This is a genomic window from Pseudaquabacterium terrae (genome assembly GCF_013266755.1).
GTDB lineage: Bacteria > Pseudomonadota > Gammaproteobacteria > Burkholderiales > Burkholderiaceae_C > Pseudaquabacterium > Pseudaquabacterium terrae.
On sequence record NZ_JABRWJ010000004.1, the window covers coordinates 103,194 to 123,015 of the forward strand.

The following is a 19,822-nucleotide window of genomic DNA, read 5'->3' on the forward strand; positions in this document are numbered from 1 at the left end:
GGTGTCGGCTCGCCTTTTCGCTCGGTCTGTCGATTACTCGCGGTCGTTCAGCTTGGCGCGCAGCAGGGCGCCCAGGCTGGTCGTGCCGGCGGTCTCGCGCTCGTTGCTCTGCGCCAGGCGCTGCATCGCTTCCTGCTGGTCGACGGCGTCCTTGGCCTTGATCGACAACTGGATCGAACGCGCCTTGCGGTCGACGTTGACGATCATCACGTTGACGTCGTCGCCTTCCTTCAGCACGTTGCGGGCGTCTTCGACGCGGTCGCGGCCGATTTCGGAAGCACGCAGGTAGCCCGTGACGTCGTCGGACAGCTGGATCTCGGCACCGCGCGGGTCGACCGACTTGACCTTGCCGTTGACCAGCGCGCCGCGGTCGTTGACCGAGGTGTAGTTGGCGAACGGGTCACCGTCGAGCTGCTTGATGCCCAGCGAGATGCGCTCGCGCTCGACATCGATGCCCAGCACCACGGCCTCGACTTCCTGGCCCTTCTTGTAGTTGCGCACCGCCTGCTCGCCGGCTTCGTGCCAGGACAGGTCGGACAGGTGCACCAGGCCGTCGATGCCGGCCGACAGGCCGACGAAGACGCCGAAGTCGGTGATCGACTTGATCGGGCCCTTGACCTTGTCGCCGCGCTTGACGTTGGACGAGAACTCTTCCCACGGATTGGCCTTGCACTGCTTCATGCCCAGGCTGATGCGGCGCTTGTCCTCGTCGATCTCGAGCACCATGACCTCGACCTCGTCGCCGAGCGAGACCACCTTGGCCGGGGCGACGTTCTTGTTGGTCCAGTCCATTTCGGAGACGTGCACCAGGCCTTCGATGCCGGGTTCGATCTCGACGAACGCGCCGTAGTCGGCGATGTTGGTGACCTTGCCGAACAGGCGCGTGCCGCTCGGGTAGCGGCGCGACACGCCGTGCCACGGGTCGTCGCCCAGCTGCTTGATGCCCAGCGAGACGCGGTTCTTCTCGGCGTCGAACTTCAGCACCTTGGCCGTCAGCTCCTGGCCGACCGTCACCACTTCGCTCGGGTGACGGACACGGCGCCAGGCCATGTCGGTGATGTGCAGCAGGCCGTCGATGCCGCCCAGGTCGACGAACGCACCGTACTCGGTGATGTTCTTGACCACGCCGTGCACGATCGCGCCTTCGGTCAGCGTCTCGAGCAGCTTGGCGCGCTCTTCGCCCATCGAAGCCTCGACGACGGCACGGCGCGACAACACGACGTTGTTGCGCTTGCGGTCGAGCTTGATGACCTTGAACTCCATCGTCTTGCCTTCGTACGGCGTCAGGTCCTTGACCGGACGGGTATCGATCAGCGAGCCCGGGAGGAAGGCGCGGATGCCGTTGACCAGGACGGTCAGGCCGCCCTTGACCTTGCCGGAGACGGTGCCGGTGACGAAGTCGCCCGACTCGAGCGCGTTCTCCAGCGACAGCCACGAGGCCAGGCGCTTGGCCTTGTCACGCGACAGGATGGTGTCGCCGTAGCCGTTCTCGATGGCGTCGATGGCCACCGAGACGAAGTCGCCGACCTGGACTTCGACTTCGCCCTGGTCGTTCTTGAATTCTTCGATCGGAACGTAAGCCTCGCTCTTGAGGCCGGCGTTCACCACCACGTAGTTGTAGTCGATGCGCACGACCTCGGCGGAGATGACCTCCCCGGCGCGCATATCGCTTTTCTGCAGCGATTCTTCGAAGAGGGCGGCAAAGCTTTCCATGCCGCTGGACGTGGTGGCAGTTTGGGTTTGGGACATGTGGATTTCCTTGGTGCCGGCGGAACCCAAGGGGTGGTGTAGAGCCGGCGGGGTGAGTGCAGCGCAGGGCTGCGGGTTGGTTGACGATGTCGCCGCGCTCGAGGGATCGTCTGTCGACGAAAGGCGGGAAGCGCGACGGGTTGCGGCTTGGCCGATTCGACTCGAAATTCGAATCCCCGTTCAGCCGAACGGGTTGCGCTCAGCCCACCAGGCCAGGACCCGATCGACCGACTGATCGATCGTCAGGCCCGAGTTGTCGAGCAAGAGCGCGTCTTCGGCCGGCTTCAAAGGCGCCACGCTGCGGTTCTTGTCGCGTGCGTCGCGGGCTTCGAGGTCGGCCCAAAGGTCGGCGATGCTAGCCGAAATTCCCTTAGAAATCAATTGCTTATGCCGCCGCTCCGCACGCTGCGCGGGGCTGGCGGTCAGAAACACCTTGAGCGGCGCGGCCGGGAAGATCACGGTGCCCATGTCGCGCCCGTCGGCGACCAGGCCCGGCAGCTTGCGAAACGACAGTTGCAGGGCGTTGAGCGCCGAGCGCACGGCCGGCAGCGCGGCGATCTTCGAGGCCATCGCGCCGACGGCTTCGAAACGCAGCTCGGTGGCGACGTCGGCGCCCTCGAGCAGCACGCGCTCGCCATCGAAGCGCAGCTGCAGGCTGCTGGCCACGCGCGCCAGCGCCGCCTCGTCGCCGGCGTCGACACCCTGGCGCATCGCCGCGAGCGCGGTGGCGCGGTAGAGCATGCCCGAGTCGAGCTGGTGCCAGCCGAGCCGCGCGGCCACCGCGGCAGCCAGCGTGCCCTTGCCGGAGGCCGTCGGGCCGTCGATCGTGATCACCGGGATCGATTCAGGCATCGTCGCGGCGACCGAGAACAGCGCCTCGAAGTAGTCAGGGAAGGTCTTCGCGACGCACTTCGGATCGAGGATGCGGATCGGCAGCGCGGCGGGGTTGAAGGCCGCCAGCGACAGGCACATCGCGATGCGGTGGTCGTCGTAGGTGTGGATCGGCGCGGTGGTCCACGTCGACGGCGGCGTCACCGCGATCCAGTCCGGCCCTTCGTCCACCGTCGCGCCGAGCTTGCGCAACTCCGCCACCATCGCCGCGATGCGGTCGGTCTCCTTGACGCGCCAGCTGGCGATGTTGGTCAGCCGGGTCGTGCCCTCGGCGTACAGCGCCATCACCGCCAGCGTCATCGCCGCGTCGGGGATGTGGTTGCAGTCGAGCGTGATCGCCTTCAGGGGCCACGCACCGCGGCGGATCTCCAGGTGACCCGGCCCGCCGATGACCTGTGCGCCCATCGAACGCGCAGCGTCGACGAAGCGGATATCGCCCTGGATCGAGTCGAGGCCGACACCGTCGATGCGCAGCGGGCTCCGGATGCCGGCGATCGCGCCCAAGGCGATGAAGTACGACGCCGACGAGGCATCGGCTTCGACGTGGACATCGCCGGGCGAGCGGTAGCGGCTGCCCCCGGGGATCGTGAAACGCGCGAAGCCGTCGCGTTCGACGGCGATGCCGAAGCGCTGCAGCAGGTTCAGCGTGATCTCGACATAGGGCTTGCTGATCAGCTCGCCGTCGACGGCGATGGTCACCGGGCCGCTGCCGCTGGCCAGCGGCAGCGCGAGCAGCAGCGCGGTCAGGAACTGGCTCGACACGTCGCCGCGCACGCGAATCGGCTGCTGCGTGCGCAGCGCGCCGCCGGCATCGCCCGACAGCCGCAGCGGCGGATAGCCGTCGTTGCCGACGTAATCGATGCGGCAGCCGAGCTGGCGCAGCGCGTCGACCAGGTCGCCGATCGGCCGTTCGTGCATGCGCGCGACGCCGGACAGCTCGAACGATCCGCCCTGCAGCGCCGCAAGCACCGCCAGCGCCGCGGCGAGCGGGCGCATCGCGGTGCCGGCATTGCCGAGGAAGAGCGCGGCCTCGTGCACCGTCAGCTGCCCGCCGATGCCGTCGACGCGCAGGCTGCCGTTCTCTTCAGGCGTTATGGTGCAACCCAGCGTGCGCAGCGCCGCGAGCATCACCTGCGTGTCGTCGGAGTCCAGCAGGTCGTGCAGCCGCGTGGTGCCTTCGCTCAGGCCGGCCAGCAGCAGCAGGCGATTGGAGATGCTCTTCGAGCCGGGCAGGCGCACGCGGCCGGCGGCCTCGCGCAGCGGCGGCAGATCGAGGAAGGGGAGGTCGTACATGGGCTCGGGATCGAAAGGCCGGCGCGCCGCGGCCGGTTGCTGCTACTTGGCGGAGGGGCCGCGCCCGCCGCCGATCTGCCAGTTGCTGCGGCCGTCGGCCGCTCCGCGGATCAGGTCTTCGAGCGCCTGCGCATTGCCGGCCTTGATGACGTGCTCGATCGCATCGAGCGAATGGCGGAAGCGCGCGGTCTGCTTCAGCACTTCCTCGCGGTTGGCGAGCAGGATGTCGCGCCAGACCGACGGATCGCTGGCGGCGATGCGCGTGAAATCGCGAAAGCCCGGGCCGGCGAGCGACAGGAAATCGCGGCCCGCGGGCTGGTTGACGATCGCCGAGAAGTACGCGAAGGCCAGCAGGTGCGGCAGGTGGCTGACCGCGGCGAAGGCCGCGTCATGGTTCTCCGCCGACATCTTCAGCACCTGCGCGCCGATCTTCGACCAGACGTCGGTCGCCTTCTGCACCAGCACCGGGTCGGTCTGGGGCAGCGGCGTCAGGATCACCTGGCGGCCGCTGTACAGCGAGGCATCGGCATGCTGCACGCCGGCGCTTTCCTTGCCGGCGATCGGATGCGCCGGCACGAAGGCGCCGATGCGCTCCTTCAGCACCCGGCGCGCGGTGTCGACGACGTCGCGCTTGGTCGAGCCGACGTCCATGAACAGCACGCCCGGCTCGACCAGGTGGCGGATCGCCTTGAAGGTCGCTTCGGTGGCCGCGACCGGCACCGCGAGCAGCACGATGTCGGAGCCGGAAACCGCCAGCAGCGCCGACTCGGCCGCGTCGTCGATCACGCCGAGGCGCTTGGCCAGCTCCGTCGTCGAGGGCGACTTGCTGTAGCCGATCACGCGCCGCACCAGTCCCGCGCGCTTCAACGCGAGCGCGAACGAGCCGCCCATCAGGCCGCATCCGATGACGCCGAGCTGGTTGAACATCGCTGCGTGGGTCCTCTGCCTGGTCAATGCACGTCGATCGGGTAGGTGCCGAGCACCTTGAAGAAGGCGCAGGCCTCGCGCAGCGCGCGCAGCGCGGTGCCCACGCGCGGATCGTCCGGATGGCCTTCGATGTCGATGTAGAAGTAGTACTCCCACTGGCCCGAGCGCGCTGGGCGCGACTCGAAGCGCGTCATCGAGACGCTGTGCACCTTCAGCGGCACCAGCATGTCGTGCACCGCGCCGGGCTTGTTGTCGACCGAGACGATCAGGCTGGTGCAATCGTGGCCCGAGGGTTTGGGCTGCGGGTGGCGGTCGGGGTGCGTGATGATCGCGAAGCGGGTGCGGTTGTGCGCGTCGTCCTGGATCGCCGGCGCGACGATGTGCAGGCCGAATTCGGTCGCTGCGCGCGGGCTGGCGATCGCCGCCATCGACGCATCGAGCGACGCGAGGCGCGCGCCCTCGGCATTGCTCGACGCCGGCCGGCGCTCGACGTCGGGCAGGTGGTGGCTGAGCCAGTCGTGGCATTGCGCCAGCGCCTGCGGATGCGCGCAGACGGTCTTGATGCTGGCCAGCGTGTTGTCGCGGCGCAGGAGGTTGTGCCGCACGATCAGGCTGGTCTCGCCGATGATGAACAGCGGCGTGCTCAGGAACAGGTCGAGCGAGCGCGCGACGACGCCCTCGGTCGAGTTCTCGACCGGCACGACGCCGAAGTCGGCGGCGCCGGCGGTCGTCGCGCGGAACACCTCGTCGAAGCTGGCACAGGGCACGCGCACGATCGAGCTGCCGAAGAAGCCGAGCGCGGCCTCCTCGCTGAAGGTGCCGGCCGGGCCGAGGTAGGCGACGCGCGTGGGCGTCTCGAGCGCGCGGCAGGCCGACATCACCTCGCGCCAGATCGGCGCGACGCTCTCGTTCTGCAGCGGGCCGGTGTTGACGGCCTTCAGGCCGTCGATCACCTGCGCCTCGCGCTCGGGGCGGAAGACCACCGAGCCTTCACGTTTCTTGAGATCACCGACTTCCAGCGCGAGCTGCGCGCGCCGGTTCAGCAGCGCCAGCAGGTCGCGGTCGAGCGCGTCGATGCGCTCGCGCAGCACCAGCAGCTCGGGTTGCGCGGCGGGGGGGGAGGTGGGTTCAGCCATGGCGGCGGGCGAAGTCCTGCAGGTGATCGACGAGCGCCTGGACGCCTTCGAGCGGCATCGCGTTGTAGATCGACGCGCGCATGCCGCCGACGCTCTTGTGGCCCTTCAGCTGCAGCAAGCCGCGCTCCTTCGCCGCGGCGAGGAAGGCCTCGTTCAGCGACTCGTCGCGCAGGAAGAAGGGCACGTTCATGCGCGAGCGCGCGTCTTTCGCGACGCGGTTGACGTAGAAGCCGCCCGAGCCGTCGAGCGCGTCGTACAGCAGCGCCGACTTCTCGACGTTGCGTGCCTCGAGCGCCGCGACACCACCCTCCGCGGCGATCCATTCGAAGACCAGCCCGGCGATGTAGATCGCGTAGGTCGGCGGCGTGTTGAACATCGACCGGTTCTCGGCGACGAGCTGGTAGTCGAAGGCCGACGGGCAGGCAGGCAGCGCACGGCCGAGCAGGTCCTCGCGCACGATGACCACGGTGAGCCCGGCCGGCCCGATGTTCTTCTGCGCGCCCGCGAAGGCCAGGCCGACCTTCGGCCAGTCGATCGGGCGCGACAGGATGTGCGACGAGCAGTCGATCACCAGCGGCGCGTCGCTGCCCAGCGCCTTGAGGTCCGGCAGCGTCTGGAACTCGACGCCGTGGATGGTTTCGTTGCTGCACAGGTGCAGGTACTGCGCGTCAGGACGCGGCTGCCAGCTCGCCGGCGGCGGCAGCGACGTGTGGCCGTCGGCCTCGTTGCTGGCGACGACGCGCACGTCCGCGTAGCGCCGTGCTTCCTTGGCTGACTTCTGCGACCACGCGCCGGTGACCACGACATCGACCGCGCCGGCGCGCGACAGGTTCAGCGGCACGATGGCGTTCTCGGCCAGGCCGCCGCCCTGCATGAACAGGATCCTGAACTGCGGCGGCACCGCGAGCAGCGCGCGCAGGTCGCGCTCCGCCTTCTCGGCGATCGAGGTGAATTCGCGGCCGCGGTGGCTCATCTCCATCACGCTCATGCCGCTGCCCTGCCAGTCGAGCATCTCCTCGGCCGCGCGGCGCAGCACGGCTTCGGGCAGCAGCGCCGGGCCGGGGGCGAAATTGAACGGGCGGCGCGCGAGGCTCATCGATCGCGGCTCACTTCTTCGGCGCCGAGGCCTTCGGCGCGGCATTCGAGGCCGACTTCGCAGTCACCGGCACGCCGGCATCGCTGAGCCGTTTCGCGACCGCCTGCTCCAGCGACTTCAGCTTCGGCTCGAGCAGCGGCCGGGTCTCGCCCATCACCTTCTGCGTCAGGCCCTGGTTCATCTCGGCGGCGAGCTGCTGGAACTTGCGGTTGACCGGCGACTCGAGCCAGGCGATCAGCGTCTTCAGCTCGTCCTCGCTGAACTTCTCCTCGAGCGCGCTGCCGATGGTCGCCGGCGCCTGCTTGAGCGTCTGTTCGCGCAGCAGCGGGGCGGCTTCGTCGTAGAACTTGCGCACCTCGCCCTGCACCTCCTTGCCGACCGCCTCGCGCTTGTCCGGCGCGACGCGCATGACCGCCTGGCCGGCCATCTGCAGCACCTGGTTGCTCATCTGCCCGGCGAGCGTGTTGCCGAGGTTCTCGAGCCCCGGACGCTGCAGCTGCAGGATCTTTTGCACCAGCTCCTTCTTGGCCGGAGAGACGGGGGTGCCTTGGGCGGCGCACAGGCCGGTGGCGGCGGCCAGCGCGGCCGTCGCGATCAATCGCATCAGTGTCATGGGGCTCAAGGGGTCGGGGGTGTGGAATCGGCATCGCCTTCGGCGTCGCCGACGGCGTCGTTGGCATCGTTCTCGACGATGCGCTGCAGGCCGGACAACTGCGAGCCGTCGTCGAGCGCGATCAGCGTCACGCCCTGCGTCGCGCGGCCGAGCTCGCGGATTTCGGAGACCCGCGTGCGTACCAGCACGCCGCGGTCGGTGATCAGCATGATCTCGTCGGTCGGCCGCACCAGCGTCGCGGCGACGACCTTGCCGTTGCGCTCGCTCTGCTGGATCGCGATCATGCCCTTGGTGCCGCGGCCATGGCGCGTGTACTCGACGATCGAGGTGCGCTTGCCGTAGCCGTTCTCGGTGGCCGTCAGCACGCTCTGTGTCTCGTCCTCGGCGACCAGCATCGCGATCACGTGCTGGCCGTCATCGAGCATCATGCCGCGCACGCCGCGTGCGTTGCGGCCCATCGGCCGCACGTCGTCCTCGTCGAAGCGCACTGCCTTGCCGCCGTCGGAGAACAGCATCACGTCGTGCTTGCCGTCGGTCAGCGCGGCACCGATCAGGTAGTCGCCGGCGTCGAGGTCGACCGCGATGATGCCGGCCTTGCGCGGGTTGCTGAATTCGTCGAGCGAGGTCTTCTTCACCGTGCCGAGCGCGGTGCCCATGAAGATGTAGTGATCGGCCGGGAAGGTGCGGAACTCGCCGGTCAGCGGCAGCACGACGGTGATCTTCTCGTCGGCCTGCAGCGGGAACATGTTGACGATCGGCTTGCCGCGCGAGTTGCGCGAGCCCTGCGGCACCTCCCAGACCTTCAGCCAATAGACGCGGCCCCGGTTGCTGAAGCAGAGGATCCAGTCGTGCGTGTTGGCGATGAAGAGCTGGTCGATCCAGTCGTCTTCCTTGGTCTGCGTCGCCTGCTTGCCGCGGCCGCCGCGCTTTTGCGCGCGGTACTCGGTCAGCGGCTGGCTCTTGATGTAGCCGGTGTGGCTGAGCGTCACGACCATGTCGGTCGGGGTGATCAGGTCCTCGGTGCCGAGCTCCTGCACGTTGTGCTCGATCACGCTGCGGCGCACGGCCAGCTTGGTGGTGCCGAACTCGGCTTTCAGCGCGGTCAGCTCCTCGGCGATGATCGTCGTCACGCGTTCGGGCTTGGCGAGGATGTCCAGCAGGTCGGAGATCTCCGCCATGACCTCCTTGTACTCGCCGATGATCTTGTCCTGCTCGAGCCCGGTCAGGCGCTGCAGGCGCATCTGCAGGATCTCGCCGGCCTGGTCGTCGGACAGGCGGTACAGGCCGTCGGCCTGCAGGCCGTACTGCATCGGCAGGCCTTCGGGCCGGTAGGCGGCGCGGCCGCCAGCGGTGTCGGCCTCGGCGCGGGCCAGCATCTCGCGCACCAGCGACGAGTCCCAGCTCTTGTTCATCAGCGCCGCCTTGGCGACCGGCGGCGTCGGCGAGTTCTTGATGATCGCGATGAACTCGTCGATGTTCGCCAGCGCCACCGCCAGGCCTTCGAGCACGTGGCCGCGCTCGCGCGCCTTGCGCAGCTCGAACACCGTGCGCCGCGTGACGACCTCGCGCCGGTGCTCGAGGAAGATGTCGAGCAGCGTCTTCAGGTTGCACAGCTTCGGCTGGCCGTCGATCAGCGCGACCATGTTGATGCCGAAGGTGTCCTGCAGCTGCGTCTGCTTGTACAGGTTGTTCAGCACCACCTCGGGCACTTCGCCGCGCTTCAACTCGATGACGACGCGCATGCCCGACTTGTCGGACTCGTCCTGGATGTGGCTGATGCCTTCGATCTTCTTCTCGTGCACCAGCTCGGCGATGCGCTCGAGCAGCGTCTTCTTGTTGACCTGGTAAGGAATCTCGTCGACGATGATCGCCTGGCGCTGGCCGCGGTCGATGTCCTCGAAGTGGCACCTGGCCCGCATGATCACCTTGCCGCGGCCGGTGCGGTAACCCTCGCGTACCCCGTTGAGGCCGTAGATGATTCCCGCGGTCGGGAAGTCCGGCGCCGGGATGATCTCCATCACCTCCTCGAGCGTCGCCTGCGGCGCTTTCAACAGATGCAGGCAGGCGTCGACGACCTCGTTGAGGTTGTGCGGGGGGATGTTCGTCGCCATGCCCACGGCGATGCCGGCCGCGCCGTTGACCAGCAGGTTCGGCAGCCGCGTCGGCAGCACGGTAGGCTCCTTCTCGGAGCCGTCGTAGTTGGGCGCGAAGTCGACCGTTTCCTTGTCGATGTCGGCCAGCATCTCGTGGGCGATCTTCGACAGCCGGATCTCGGTGTAGCGCATCGCCGCGGCGTTGTCGCCGTCGACCGAGCCGAAGTTGCCCTGGCCATCGACCAGCATGTGGCGCAGCGAGAAGTCCTGCGCCATGCGCACGATCGTGTCGTAGACCGCGGTGTCGCCGTGCGGGTGGTACTTGCCGATGACGTCGCCGACGATGCGCGCCGACTTCTTGTAGGGTCGGTTCCAGTCGTTGTTCAGCTCGTGCATCGCGAACAGCACGCGCCGGTGCACCGGCTTCAGGCCGTCGCGCGCGTCGGGCAGTGCACGCCCGACGATCACGCTCATCGCATAGTCGAGGTACGAGCGCCGCATCTCCTCTTCGAGGCTGACGGCGAGGGTTTCCTTGGCGAACTGGGTCATCGAGGGGGTGGCGCGAAGGCCGAAGCGAGGGCCGCCGCGGCGGAACGGCCCGTGCGGCAATCGGTGATTCTATGCGGCGGTCAAGCCTGTCGCGGCTGAGCAACATCGGCTTCAGCCATCGGGCCGGGGACGGCCAAAAACGGGCCTCCACGAAATCCTGCTGGCACAATGACTCGGCGGTGGTAAAGGCTCGCCATAACGAGGCTTTGCCGACTTTTCTTGCTTCGGATCTGGACGTTTCGCAGGCTACTGCGGCTTTCCTCGAGAGGAGAATCATGAAGAAACTGAACAAGGTGGCGGTGCTCTTCGCTTCGGCTGCGCTGGCCGCGCCGATGCTGGTGTTCGCTCAGGCCAAGTCGATCGACAACTGGCGCGCGACCGACAACACCACCGTCTGGCGCAACACCGACGGCACGCTGTGCTGGCGCAATACGAACTGGACGCCGGCAACCGCCGCCCCGGGCTGCGATGGCGAGATCAAGCCGCCGCCGCCCGCACCGGTCGCTCCGCCGCCCCCGTCGGCCGTTGCGCCGACCACGCCGGCCTCGCCGCCGCCCGCTGCGCCGCCTGCCGCGCCGCCCGCCGCGCCGCCCGCTCCTGTCAGCGAAAAGGTCACTTTCGCCGCCGATGCGTTCTTCGACTTCGACAAGTCGGTGCTGAAGCCCGAGGCCAAGGCGAAGCTCGATGACCTGGTCAGCAAGACCCAGGGCATCAACCTCGAGGTCATCATCGCCGTCGGCCACACCGACGCGATCGGCTCCGATGCCTACAACCAGAAGCTGTCGGTGAAGCGCTCCGAAGCCGTGAAGGCCTATCTGGTCGGCAAGGGCGTCGAGAAGAACCGCGTCTACACCGAAGGCAAGGGCGAGAAGCAGCCGGTCGCCGACAACAAGACCGACGAAGGCCGCGCGAAGAACCGCCGTACCGAGATCGAGGTCGTCGGTACGCGCACTCGCAAGTAAGCCGGCAGTAGCCGCCGAGCCGGGCCCCCAGCACCGCACGGGGGCCCGCACTGCAAACCCCGCTTCGGCGGGGTTTTTGTTTTCCGCCCCGTTACGATACGGCATGATCAACGCCGATCCCCAGGAGCTCGCCAAGTTCGGCGAGCTGGCCCACCGCTGGTGGGACCCGCAGGGCGAGTTCCGCCCGCTGCACCAGATCAATCCCTTGCGCCTCGACTGGATCGACGCGCAGGCGCCGCTGAAAGGCCGGCGCGTGGCCGACATCGGTTGCGGTGGCGGCATCCTTGCCGAATCGATGGCCGCGCGCGGCGCGACGGTGCTCGGCATCGACCTGTCGGTGAAGCCCTTGCGCGTTGCACAGCTGCATGCGATGGAGGTGGGCGCCGAGAACCTCGAGTACCGCGAGGTCGCGGCCGAAGCGCTGGCCGCCGAACAACCCGCCGGCTTCGACGTGGTCACCTGCATGGAGATGCTCGAACACGTGCCGTCGCCGGAATCGGTCGTGCGGGCCTGCGCGACGCTGGTCAAGCCCGGCGGCTGGGTCTTCTTCTCGACGATCAACCGCAACGCCAAGTCCTTCCTGTTCGCGATCGTCGGCGCCGAGCACCTGTTGAAGCTGCTGCCCAAGGGCACGCACGAATACGCCCGCTTCATCCGGCCGAGCGAGCTGGCGCGCTGGGCGCGCGAGGCCGGGTTGGCGGTCGAGCAGTTCAAGGGCATGGAGTACAACCCCCTGACGCAGCGCTACTGGTTGAGCGGCGACACGTCGGTCAACTACCTCGTCGCCTGCCGGCGCCCGGCATGATGGACATGGCCCACTGCGAGGCGGTGCTGTTCGACCTCGACGGTACGCTCGTCGACAGCGCGCCGGACCTGGCCGGCGCCGCCAACGAGCTGCGCGCCGAGCACGGCCTGCCGCCGCTGCCATTTGAAGCGCTGCGACCGATGGTCGGCAGCGGCGCGCGCGGGATGGTCGGCGCGGCGTTCGGTGTCGCGCCCGGCGACGCCCGCTTCGAGGACCTGCGCGATGCATTCCTGGCCCGCTATGCCGACTGCCTGCTGCAGCGCACGCAGGTCTTTGCCGCGATGGCGCCGGTGCTCGCCGCGCTGGAGGCTTCCGGCCGGCGCTGGGGCATCGTCACCAACAAGGCGATGCGCTTCACCGCGCCGCTGGTCGAGGGGCTGGGCCTGGACCGGCGTGCCGCGGTGCTGATCGCCGGCGACACGACCGCGCATGCCAAGCCGCATCCCGAGCCGCTGCTCGAGGCGGCGCGGCGCCTGGACGTCGATCCGGCGGCGTGCATCTACGTCGGCGACGACCAGCGTGACGTGCAGGCCGGCCGCGCCGCGGGCATGACGACGCTGGTTGCGGCCTGGGGCTACCTCGGCGCCGGCGAGCCGATGGAGCACTGGGGCGCCGACGCGATCCTCGAAGAACCCTCGGCGCTCTTGAAATGGCCGGGTGTGGCCTAAACTACGCACTTCTCAGGGGCCGACCTGGCTTCGACGCGGGTACGGAGTCGGTTCAGGGCATGCCGAGCACCAGAACAGCTCGTAAATCCATCTGGAAACAAAGTAACTGCGAACGATACTTCGTACGCCCTCGCCGCTTAACACCGGTGAGCCTCGCAACGGTTGGCCGATGGGCCGGGGCCGACACCCGCAAGGGTGAAGGCCTGCGAGGTTATTCACATTGGCTGGTGCCGTCCCGCGTCATTCGGGACGGAGCGAGACTCAAGTGACTGGCGGATCCGGTAGCGTGCTGCTGCGCGACCGGGGCCGCGAGACTCAAATCAGACAGCTACGCATGTAGAACTGGCCGGCAAAGGCTTGCGGACGCGGGTTCGATTCCCGCCGGCTCCACCAGATGCAAGAGACAGCGAAGGCCCGCCGATGGCGGGCCTTCGCACGTCCGTGCGAGCTGCGGACGCTCGTTTTCGGCGTTGGCTCGAAAGCGCGCCGCCATGGGCGTTCCGGCCGCGGCTAAGATCGATCGAATGATCTGCCCCCAGCTCACTTCGTTCGCGGCCCCCGAGGGGCGCTCAGTGCCCTTCGGGCGGCCGGGCGGGCACTGATGACCGCACCCGCCGCGCCGCGCCATCGCCCTCCGGCCGCTCCGCCCGCCGCGCCGCTCGCCAGCGCGCCGCGCGGCCGCCTCGACTGGCGCCAGCTGCTCGATTGGCTGCGCGAGGACGGCTGGGTGCAGCCGGCCGATGCCGAGCGGGTGATCAAGCGCTTCGGCGCCGGCGACTCGAGCCTGCCGGCGCTGGTGCGCCTGGGCGGCGCCGGCTTGCAGCGCGGCAACCGCACGCTCGATTGCGAAGCGCTGACCGAATGGCTGGCCGGACGCGCGAAGCTGTCGTACCTGCGCATCGACCCGCTGAAGGTCGACGTCGGCCGCGTCGCCGACGTGATGAGCGTGCAGTACGCCGAGATGCGCAAGGTGCTGCCGGTCAACGTCGGGCTGACGGAGGTGACCATCGCCACCAGCGAGCCTTTCGACACCGGCTGGGTCGCCGAGATCGAATCGCATGCCCGCAAGCGCGTCAAGCTGGTCGTCGCCAACCCCGAGGACATAACGCGTTATACGACCGAGTTCTACGCGCTCGCCAAGTCGGTGCGCCAGGCGCAGAAGACCGGCGAGACCTCGACGACTGCAAGCTTCGAGCAGCTGGTCGAACTGGGCAAGAGCAACAAGCAGCTCGACGCCAACGACCAGGGCGTCGTGCAGGTCGTCGACTGGCTGTGGCAGTACGCGTTCGACCAGCGCGCGAGCGACCTGCACCTCGAGCCGCGGCGCGACATGGGCGTGATCCGCTTCCGCATCGACGGCGTGCTGCACACCGTGTACCAGGTGCCGCTGACAGTGATGAACGCGATGATCGCGCGCATCAAGCTGCTCGGCCGCATGGACGTCGTCGAGAAGCGCCGGCCGCTGGACGGGCGCATCAAGACCAAGCGGCCGGACACCCCCGAGGGCCCGGGCACCGAGGTCGAGATGCGGCTGTCGACCCTGCCCACCGCGTTCGGCGAGAAGATGGTGATGCGCGTGTTCGACCCCGAGACGGTGGTCAAGACGGTCGAGGCGCTCGGCTTCTCGCAGCACGACGGCGAGCGCTGGCAGGCGCTGATCGCGCGGCCGCACGGCATCATCCTCGTCACCGGCCCGACCGGCAGCGGCAAGACGACGACGCTGTACTCGACGTTGAAGTCGCTGGCCACCGACTCGGTCAACGTCTGCACGATCGAGGACCCGATCGAGATGATCGAGCCCTCGTTCAACCAGACCCAGGTGCAGGCGGCGCTCGACATGGGCTTCGCCGAGGGCCTGCGCGCGCTGATGCGCCAGGACCCGGACATCATCATGGTCGGCGAGATCCGCGACCTGGCGACCGCCGAGATGGCGATCCAGGCCGCGCTGACCGGCCACCTCGTCTTCAGCACCTTGCACACCAATGACGCGGCCTCGGCGATCACGCGGCTGGCCGACCTGGGCGTGCCGACCTACCTGATCACCGCCACCGTGATCGGCGTGCTGGCGCAGCGCCTCGCGCGCACGCTGTGCAGCGCCTGCAAGGCGCGTGACGACGGCCTGACGCGCGAGGCGCTCGACGACTTCTCGAAGCCATGGCGGCTGTCTGGCGGCGTGCGCCCGTACAAGCCGGTCGGCTGCCTCGAGTGCCGCAACACCGGCTACCGCGGCCGCGTCGGCTTGTACGAGCTGCTGGCGATCGGCGATGAAGCGCGCCAGGCGATCCACCCGCACCTGGACATCGCCGCGCTGCGCAAGCACGCGCTGAAGGAGGGCATGCGCCCGCTGCGCCTGGCCGGCACGATGAAGGTTGCCGAAGGCGTGACGACGATCGAGGAGGTGCTGCGCGCCACCCCGGGCTGGAACGAAGCCTAGCGGCGATCTCGAATGCATGCGTGGAAACCACACCGCGCATGCAGGGGGCGCTCCCTAGAATCGATCGCACATCCGGGGGTGGTTCCCGAGGAGACAGCGGTCGTGAAAATCAAGAGCCAGAAAGACTTCTGGTCGGGGCTGATGTTCGTAGTCGTGGGCGTCGGTTTCGCCTGGGGCGCGACGAACTACAGCTTCGGCGTCGCGGCCCGGCCCGGCCCCGGCTACTTCCCGTTCGGCCTCGGCGTGCTGCTGACGATCATGGGTGCCTTCATCCTGTTCGAGGCGCTGACGATCGAGACCGATGATGGCGAGCCGATCGGCCCGTGGGCCTGGAAGCCGCTGTTGACGATCATCTTCGCGGTGTGCCTGTTCGGCATCATGCTGCCGCGGCTGGGCATGGCGATCTCGCTGCCGGTGCTGATCCTCATCACCAGCCTGGCCGGCGACGAGTTCCACTGGAAGGACGCGCTGATCAGCATCGTCGTCCTCACCGTGGGATCGTGGCTGATCTTCATCCTGGGCCTGAAGCTGGTGATCCCGCTCTGGCCGACCTTCCTGACCGCCTGAGGATCGAACGCGATGGACCTCCTGCAAAACCTCGCGCTCGGCTTCAGCGTCGCGTTCACCGTCCAGAACCTGCTGTATGCGCTGGGCGGTGCGATCCTCGGCACCCTGATCGGCGTGCTGCCGGGCCTGGGGCCCGTGGCGACGATCGCGATGCTGCTGCCGTCGATCTACGCGCTCGATGCGACGCCGGCGCTGATCATGTTGGCCGGCATCTACTACGGCGCGCAATACGGCGGCTCGACGACCGCGATCCTGATCAACGTGCCGGGTGAATCCAGCTCGGTGGTCACGGCGATCGACGGCTACGCGATGGCCCGCCAGGGCCGAGCGGGCGCCGCGCTCGCCGCGGCGGGGCTGGGCTCGTTCTTTGCCGGCTGCGTCGGCACCATCGTCATCGCCGCGTTCGCGCCGCCGCTGACCGAGCTGGCCTTCAAGTTCGGCCCGGCCGAGTACTTCTCGCTGATGGTGCTGGGCCTGGTCGGTGCGGTCGTGCTGGCCTCGGGCTCGCTGATCAAGGCGATCGCGATGATCGTGCTCGGCCTGCTGATGGGCCAGATCAACACGGACGTCATCTCCGGCGTGCCGCGCTACAGCTTCGACATCCCCGAGCTGACCGACGGCATCGGCTTCGTCGTCATCGCGATGGGCGTCTTCGGCTTCGGCGAGATCGTCGCCAATCTCGGCCGGCCGGCCGAGCACCGCGAGGTCTTCACCAAGGACGTCAAGGGCCTGTGGCCGACCCGCAAGGACTTCCAGCAGGCCTGGCCCGCGGTGCTGCGCGGTACCGCGCTCGGCTCGATCCTCGGCGTGCTGCCGGGCGGCGGCGCGCTGCTGTCGTCGTTCGCCGCCTACACGCTGGAAAAGAAGATCGCCGGTCCCGGCGGCCAGTTCGGCAAGGGTGACATCCGTGGCGTCGCCGGTCCCGAGTCGGCCAACAACGCCGGCGCGCAGACCTCGTTCATTCCGATGCTGACGCTGGGCATCCCGCCGAACGCGGTGATGGCGCTGATGGTCGGCGCGATGACGATCAAGGGCATCCAGCCCGGCCCGCAGGTGATGACCAGCAACCCGCAGCTGTTCTGGGGCCTGATCGCATCGATGTGGATCGGCAACCTGATGCTGGTGGTGTTGAACCTGCCGCTGATCGGCATCTGGATCAAGCTGCTGACGGTGCCCTACCGCTTCCTGTTCCCGGCCATCGTCACCTTCTGCTGCATCGGCACCTACACGCTGAACAACAACAACTTCGACGTCTTCATGACGGCGATCTTCTGCGTCGTCGGTTATGCGTTCTACAAGCTCGGCTGCGAGCCGGCCCCGCTGCTGCTGGGCTTCATCCTCGGGCCGATGATGGAAGAGAACCTGCGCCGGGCGCTGCTGCTGTCGCGCGGCGACTGGTCGACCTTCGCGACCAAGCCGCTGTCGGCCGGCCTGCTGCTCGCCGCGACGCTGCTGATCGTCATCGTGATGCTGCCGTCGATCAAGGCCAAGCGCGAGCAGGCGTTCCAGGACGACGCCTAGCGTTCGATGTGAGCGGCAACGCGCCGCGCTTGTCGCGACCGAGCCGGCCCCGCGGGGCCGGCTTGTTTTTGTCTGCTCAGATCAGTTCGTCGATCGCCGCCAGCAGCTTGGCTGGCTCGACCGGCCGCGTCAGGTAGGCGCGGGCGCCTTCGGAGAACGCGGCGTCGATGCGCGCCGGGCGCGGGTCGTCGGACAGCACGATCACGGGAATGGCGCGCGTGCGCGGGTCCGCCTGCAGCTGGCGCAGCAGCTGCAGGCCGTCGCCGTCGGCGAGCTCGGCATCCAGCACGATCAGGTGCGGCGCCTCGGCGAAGGCCTTCGACAGCCCTAGGCCCAAGCCGTCGGCCAGGCTGAGCTGCGCCAGCGGCCGATCCGCCAGCGCCTGGCGCAGCACCGCGGCATGCGCGGCATCGCGGTGCACGCACAGGATGCGCTGCGCGCTCGCCGGGCGTGCGCCGTGCGAGGCGTTGCGCAGCGGCGGCGGCAAGGTCGGCGGGTTGCTGCCCGACAGGTCCATCACTTCGCCGAGCACGCGTTCGGCATGGCGCCGGCGCAGCTGGTCCGACAGGTCGTGCAGCGCGCAGACCGCGGCGGCGGCGCGGCCGTCGGCATCGCGCAGCACGCGCAGCGTCACCAGCGCCGGCAGCACGCGGCCCGACGGCAGCTTCAGCCGCAGCGTGCGGTGCATCAGCTCGTCGCCGGCCTCGCGCAGCATCATCGCCAGTCCGGCGTCGTGCGGATGCGCTTCGTCGCCGAGCAGTTCGTCGATCGGGCGGCGCTTCAGATCGGCCACCGGCATGCCCAGCACTTCGGCGAACGCGGCATTCGCGCGCTGCACGCGGCCATCGGATTCGAGCAGCGCCAGCCCGGTCTGTGCGGCCTCGAACGCGCCGTCGAGCGCCTGCTCGCCGCGGTGCTGCGCCTGGCGCAGCAGATCGATCTCGCGCCGCAGCTCGCCGGTGCGGCTGCGGGCGTCGGCCTCGATGCGCTCGACGCGGCCGGTGACCTTCAGCAGCAGCAGCGCGAACAGGCCGCAGCCGGCCAGCGCCGGCAGCGCGAACAGCCATACGCCGCCGGGCGTGCGCAACGGCTGGCTGATGCGCATGCTCCAGCGCCGGCCGGCGAAGTCGAAGCTCGCCTCGCGCATGAAGCCCGCGCTGTCACCGGCCGAGGCGGTCTCGCAGCCATTGCCGCCATACAGCCGGCGTCGCTCGGCGCGCGGGTCCTGGTCGTACAGGCACACGCGCAGCGCATCGCTGCGGGCGGCCAGCAGCTGCGTCATCAGCGGGTCGGCCAGCACGGTGGCGAAGACCACCGCGCGGCCGCTGGCGCCGGGCTCCAGCGGCAGCGCCTGGTACAGCACGAAGCCGGGCCGATCGGTGCCCAGCGAGACCACCGGCGAGACCTGCACCGATTCGGCCGTCAGCGTGCGCGCCGCACCCTCGCGCGACAGCAGCGCGGCCGGCAGCGCTTCGGCATCGTTCGACGGCGGGCCGCCGCCGGTGGCGCCGCGGCTGATCAGGTGCCGCACCGCGCTCGGGCCGCTGCCGTCGCCGCGCGGCGTGTCGAGCCAGCCGAGGTGGGCGACCCCGGCGGTGCGCGCGAGCCAGGGCCGGGCCAGCGCGTCGAAGGCCGGTGCGCTGAGCGCCGGCGTCGCGTTGCGCATCGCGCCGTTCACCGCCTGCACCGCCTGGGCCGGCGCATCGAGCAGCGCCTGCGTGCGCGCGAAGACGACATCGGCATCGCGCTCGAAGCGTTGCTGGGCATGCTGGCGCTCGCGCCCCTCGATCCCGGCGAAGGCGCCCAGCAGCAGCAGCGCCAGCAGCGCCAGCGGCAGCGCCACGGTGCGCCGCCGCGCGGCCCAGCGCTGGTGTTGCGGCGCGATGAACGCCAGCAGCACCGGCGTCAGCAGCAGCACGCTGGCGCCATCGGCGGTGGCCCGCACCAGCGCGGCGAACAGCGGCCGCTGCGCCGGCGAGTCGGACCAGGTCAGGTCCAGCATCAGCCGGGCGAAGCCGCCCATCAGCGCGCAGGCCAGCGCCGCGGCGACCAGCCGGCGGATCGCCGGATCGGTGTCCAGCGCCAGGTCGTCGGGACGGCCCGAGCGCCGCAGCAGCAGGCCGCCGAAGGCCGCCTGCGCCAGCAGCGTCAAGGCCTCGGTGACGCCGACCGGGCCGGGCGCCGCGAGCGGCCAGCCGGCCGCGCCGATCGCCGCGCCCGCCGCCAGTGCCGGCAGTGCGCGCCAGCCGATGCGCGCGGTGGCCGCCAGCGCCAGTGCCAGCGCGAACGCCAGCGGTGCGACCAGCACGCCGGAGATGTCGTACACCGGGGTCAGCTGCCACAGCAGCGGCAGCGCGGCAATCAGCAGCAGCGACAGCGCCAGCCGCAGCAGCGGGCGTCCGGTGGGCGCGGCGGCGGTCAGCGCGGTGGGGGTGGAGGAGGTCGTGGAGGAGGGCATGCGCGCAGGCGACGGCGGGGACATCGGAGCCTAGCACCGGCACCGGCCGCGACGCATCGG

General features: G+C 69.2%; 14 protein-coding genes and 1 other RNA gene. 7 read left to right on the forward strand and 8 right to left on the reverse strand.

Features of this window, described 5'->3' with window-relative positions:
- Window positions 1–33: 33 nt before the first annotated feature.
- From rpsA to gyrA, 7 genes are all read right to left on the reverse strand, one after another.
- The gene (gene rpsA / locus HLB44_RS13145) at window positions 34–1,749 is read right to left on the reverse strand and encodes a 30S ribosomal protein S1 (protein WP_173123129.1); all 1,716 of its coding nucleotides are present in this window, start codon (window positions 1,747–1,749) and stop codon (window positions 34–36) included.
- Between the two features lie 180 nt (window positions 1,750–1,929).
- Window positions 1,930–3,933, reverse strand: a complete 2,004-nt coding sequence (locus HLB44_RS13150) for a bifunctional 3-phosphoshikimate 1-carboxyvinyltransferase/cytidylate kinase (protein WP_173123131.1) — start codon at window positions 3,931–3,933, stop codon at window positions 1,930–1,932.
- Window positions 3,934–3,975: 42 nt separating this feature from the next.
- Window positions 3,976–4,860, reverse strand: coding sequence for a prephenate dehydrogenase (locus HLB44_RS13155; RefSeq protein WP_173123133.1), 885 nt, complete (start codon window positions 4,858–4,860; stop codon window positions 3,976–3,978).
- Between the two features lie 23 nt (window positions 4,861–4,883).
- On the reverse strand, window positions 4,884–5,996 hold the full coding sequence (gene pheA, locus HLB44_RS13160) for a prephenate dehydratase (protein ID WP_173123135.1): 1,113 nt from the start codon (window positions 5,994–5,996) through the stop codon (window positions 4,884–4,886).
- Window positions 5,989–7,092, reverse strand: a complete 1,104-nt coding sequence (gene serC, locus HLB44_RS13165) for a 3-phosphoserine/phosphohydroxythreonine transaminase (RefSeq protein WP_173123137.1) — start codon at window positions 7,090–7,092, stop codon at window positions 5,989–5,991. Before serC ends, pheA begins: the two co-directional genes overlap by 8 nt.
- Window positions 7,093–7,102: 10 nt before the next feature.
- A complete protein-coding gene (locus HLB44_RS13170) occupies window positions 7,103–7,705 on the reverse strand; it encodes a DUF2059 domain-containing protein (protein WP_246312249.1) in 603 nt (200 codons plus the stop codon).
- A 5-nt stretch (window positions 7,706–7,710) separates the two neighbouring features.
- Entirely contained in the window at window positions 7,711–10,347 is a 2,637-nt protein-coding gene (gyrA, locus tag HLB44_RS13175) for a DNA gyrase subunit A (protein WP_173123138.1), read from the reverse strand.
- Window positions 10,348–10,622: 275 nt separating this feature from the next.
- On the opposite strand from gyrA, the gene ompA reads away from it, so the two are divergent.
- The 7 genes from ompA (at window position 10,623) to HLB44_RS13210 (ending at window position 17,304) form a co-directional block, all read left to right on the forward strand.
- Window positions 10,623–11,309 (forward strand): outer membrane protein OmpA, encoded by a 687-nt coding sequence (ompA, locus tag HLB44_RS13180; RefSeq protein ID WP_173124229.1) that lies wholly within the window; start codon window positions 10,623–10,625, stop codon window positions 11,307–11,309.
- 103 nt (window positions 11,310–11,412) lie between these two features.
- Window positions 11,413–12,114 carry a bifunctional 2-polyprenyl-6-hydroxyphenol methylase/3-demethylubiquinol 3-O-methyltransferase UbiG gene (gene ubiG / locus HLB44_RS13185; RefSeq protein ID WP_173123140.1) on the forward strand — a complete coding sequence of 234 codons (702 nt, stop codon included), beginning with the start codon at window positions 11,413–11,415 and terminating at the stop codon, window positions 12,112–12,114.
- 5 nt (window positions 12,115–12,119) lie between these two features.
- Complete coding sequence (gph, locus tag HLB44_RS13190; RefSeq protein WP_173124231.1) at window positions 12,120–12,782, forward strand: phosphoglycolate phosphatase; 663 nt, start codon at window positions 12,120–12,122, stop codon at window positions 12,780–12,782.
- Window positions 12,783–12,797: 15 nt separating this feature from the next.
- Window positions 12,798–13,175, forward strand: a transfer-messenger RNA (tmRNA) gene (gene ssrA / locus HLB44_RS13195).
- A gap of 208 nt (window positions 13,176–13,383) precedes the next feature.
- Complete coding sequence (locus HLB44_RS13200; protein WP_173123142.1) at window positions 13,384–15,216, forward strand: GspE/PulE family protein; 1,833 nt, start codon at window positions 13,384–13,386, stop codon at window positions 15,214–15,216.
- 102 nt (window positions 15,217–15,318) lie between these two features.
- Window positions 15,319–15,783: a tripartite tricarboxylate transporter TctB family protein gene (locus tag HLB44_RS13205; RefSeq protein WP_173123144.1), complete on the forward strand. Its 465-nt coding sequence runs from the start codon at window positions 15,319–15,321 to the stop codon at window positions 15,781–15,783.
- A 12-nt stretch (window positions 15,784–15,795) separates the two neighbouring features.
- Window positions 15,796–17,304 carry a tripartite tricarboxylate transporter permease gene (locus HLB44_RS13210; protein WP_173123146.1) on the forward strand — a complete coding sequence of 503 codons (1,509 nt, stop codon included), beginning with the start codon at window positions 15,796–15,798 and terminating at the stop codon, window positions 17,302–17,304.
- Between the two features lie 76 nt (window positions 17,305–17,380).
- Here HLB44_RS13210 and HLB44_RS13215 read toward each other — a convergent pair whose 3' ends face one another.
- The gene (locus HLB44_RS13215) at window positions 17,381–19,762 is read right to left on the reverse strand and encodes a response regulator (RefSeq protein ID WP_173123148.1); all 2,382 of its coding nucleotides are present in this window, start codon (window positions 19,760–19,762) and stop codon (window positions 17,381–17,383) included.
- Between the last annotated feature and the right edge of the window lie 60 nt (window positions 19,763–19,822).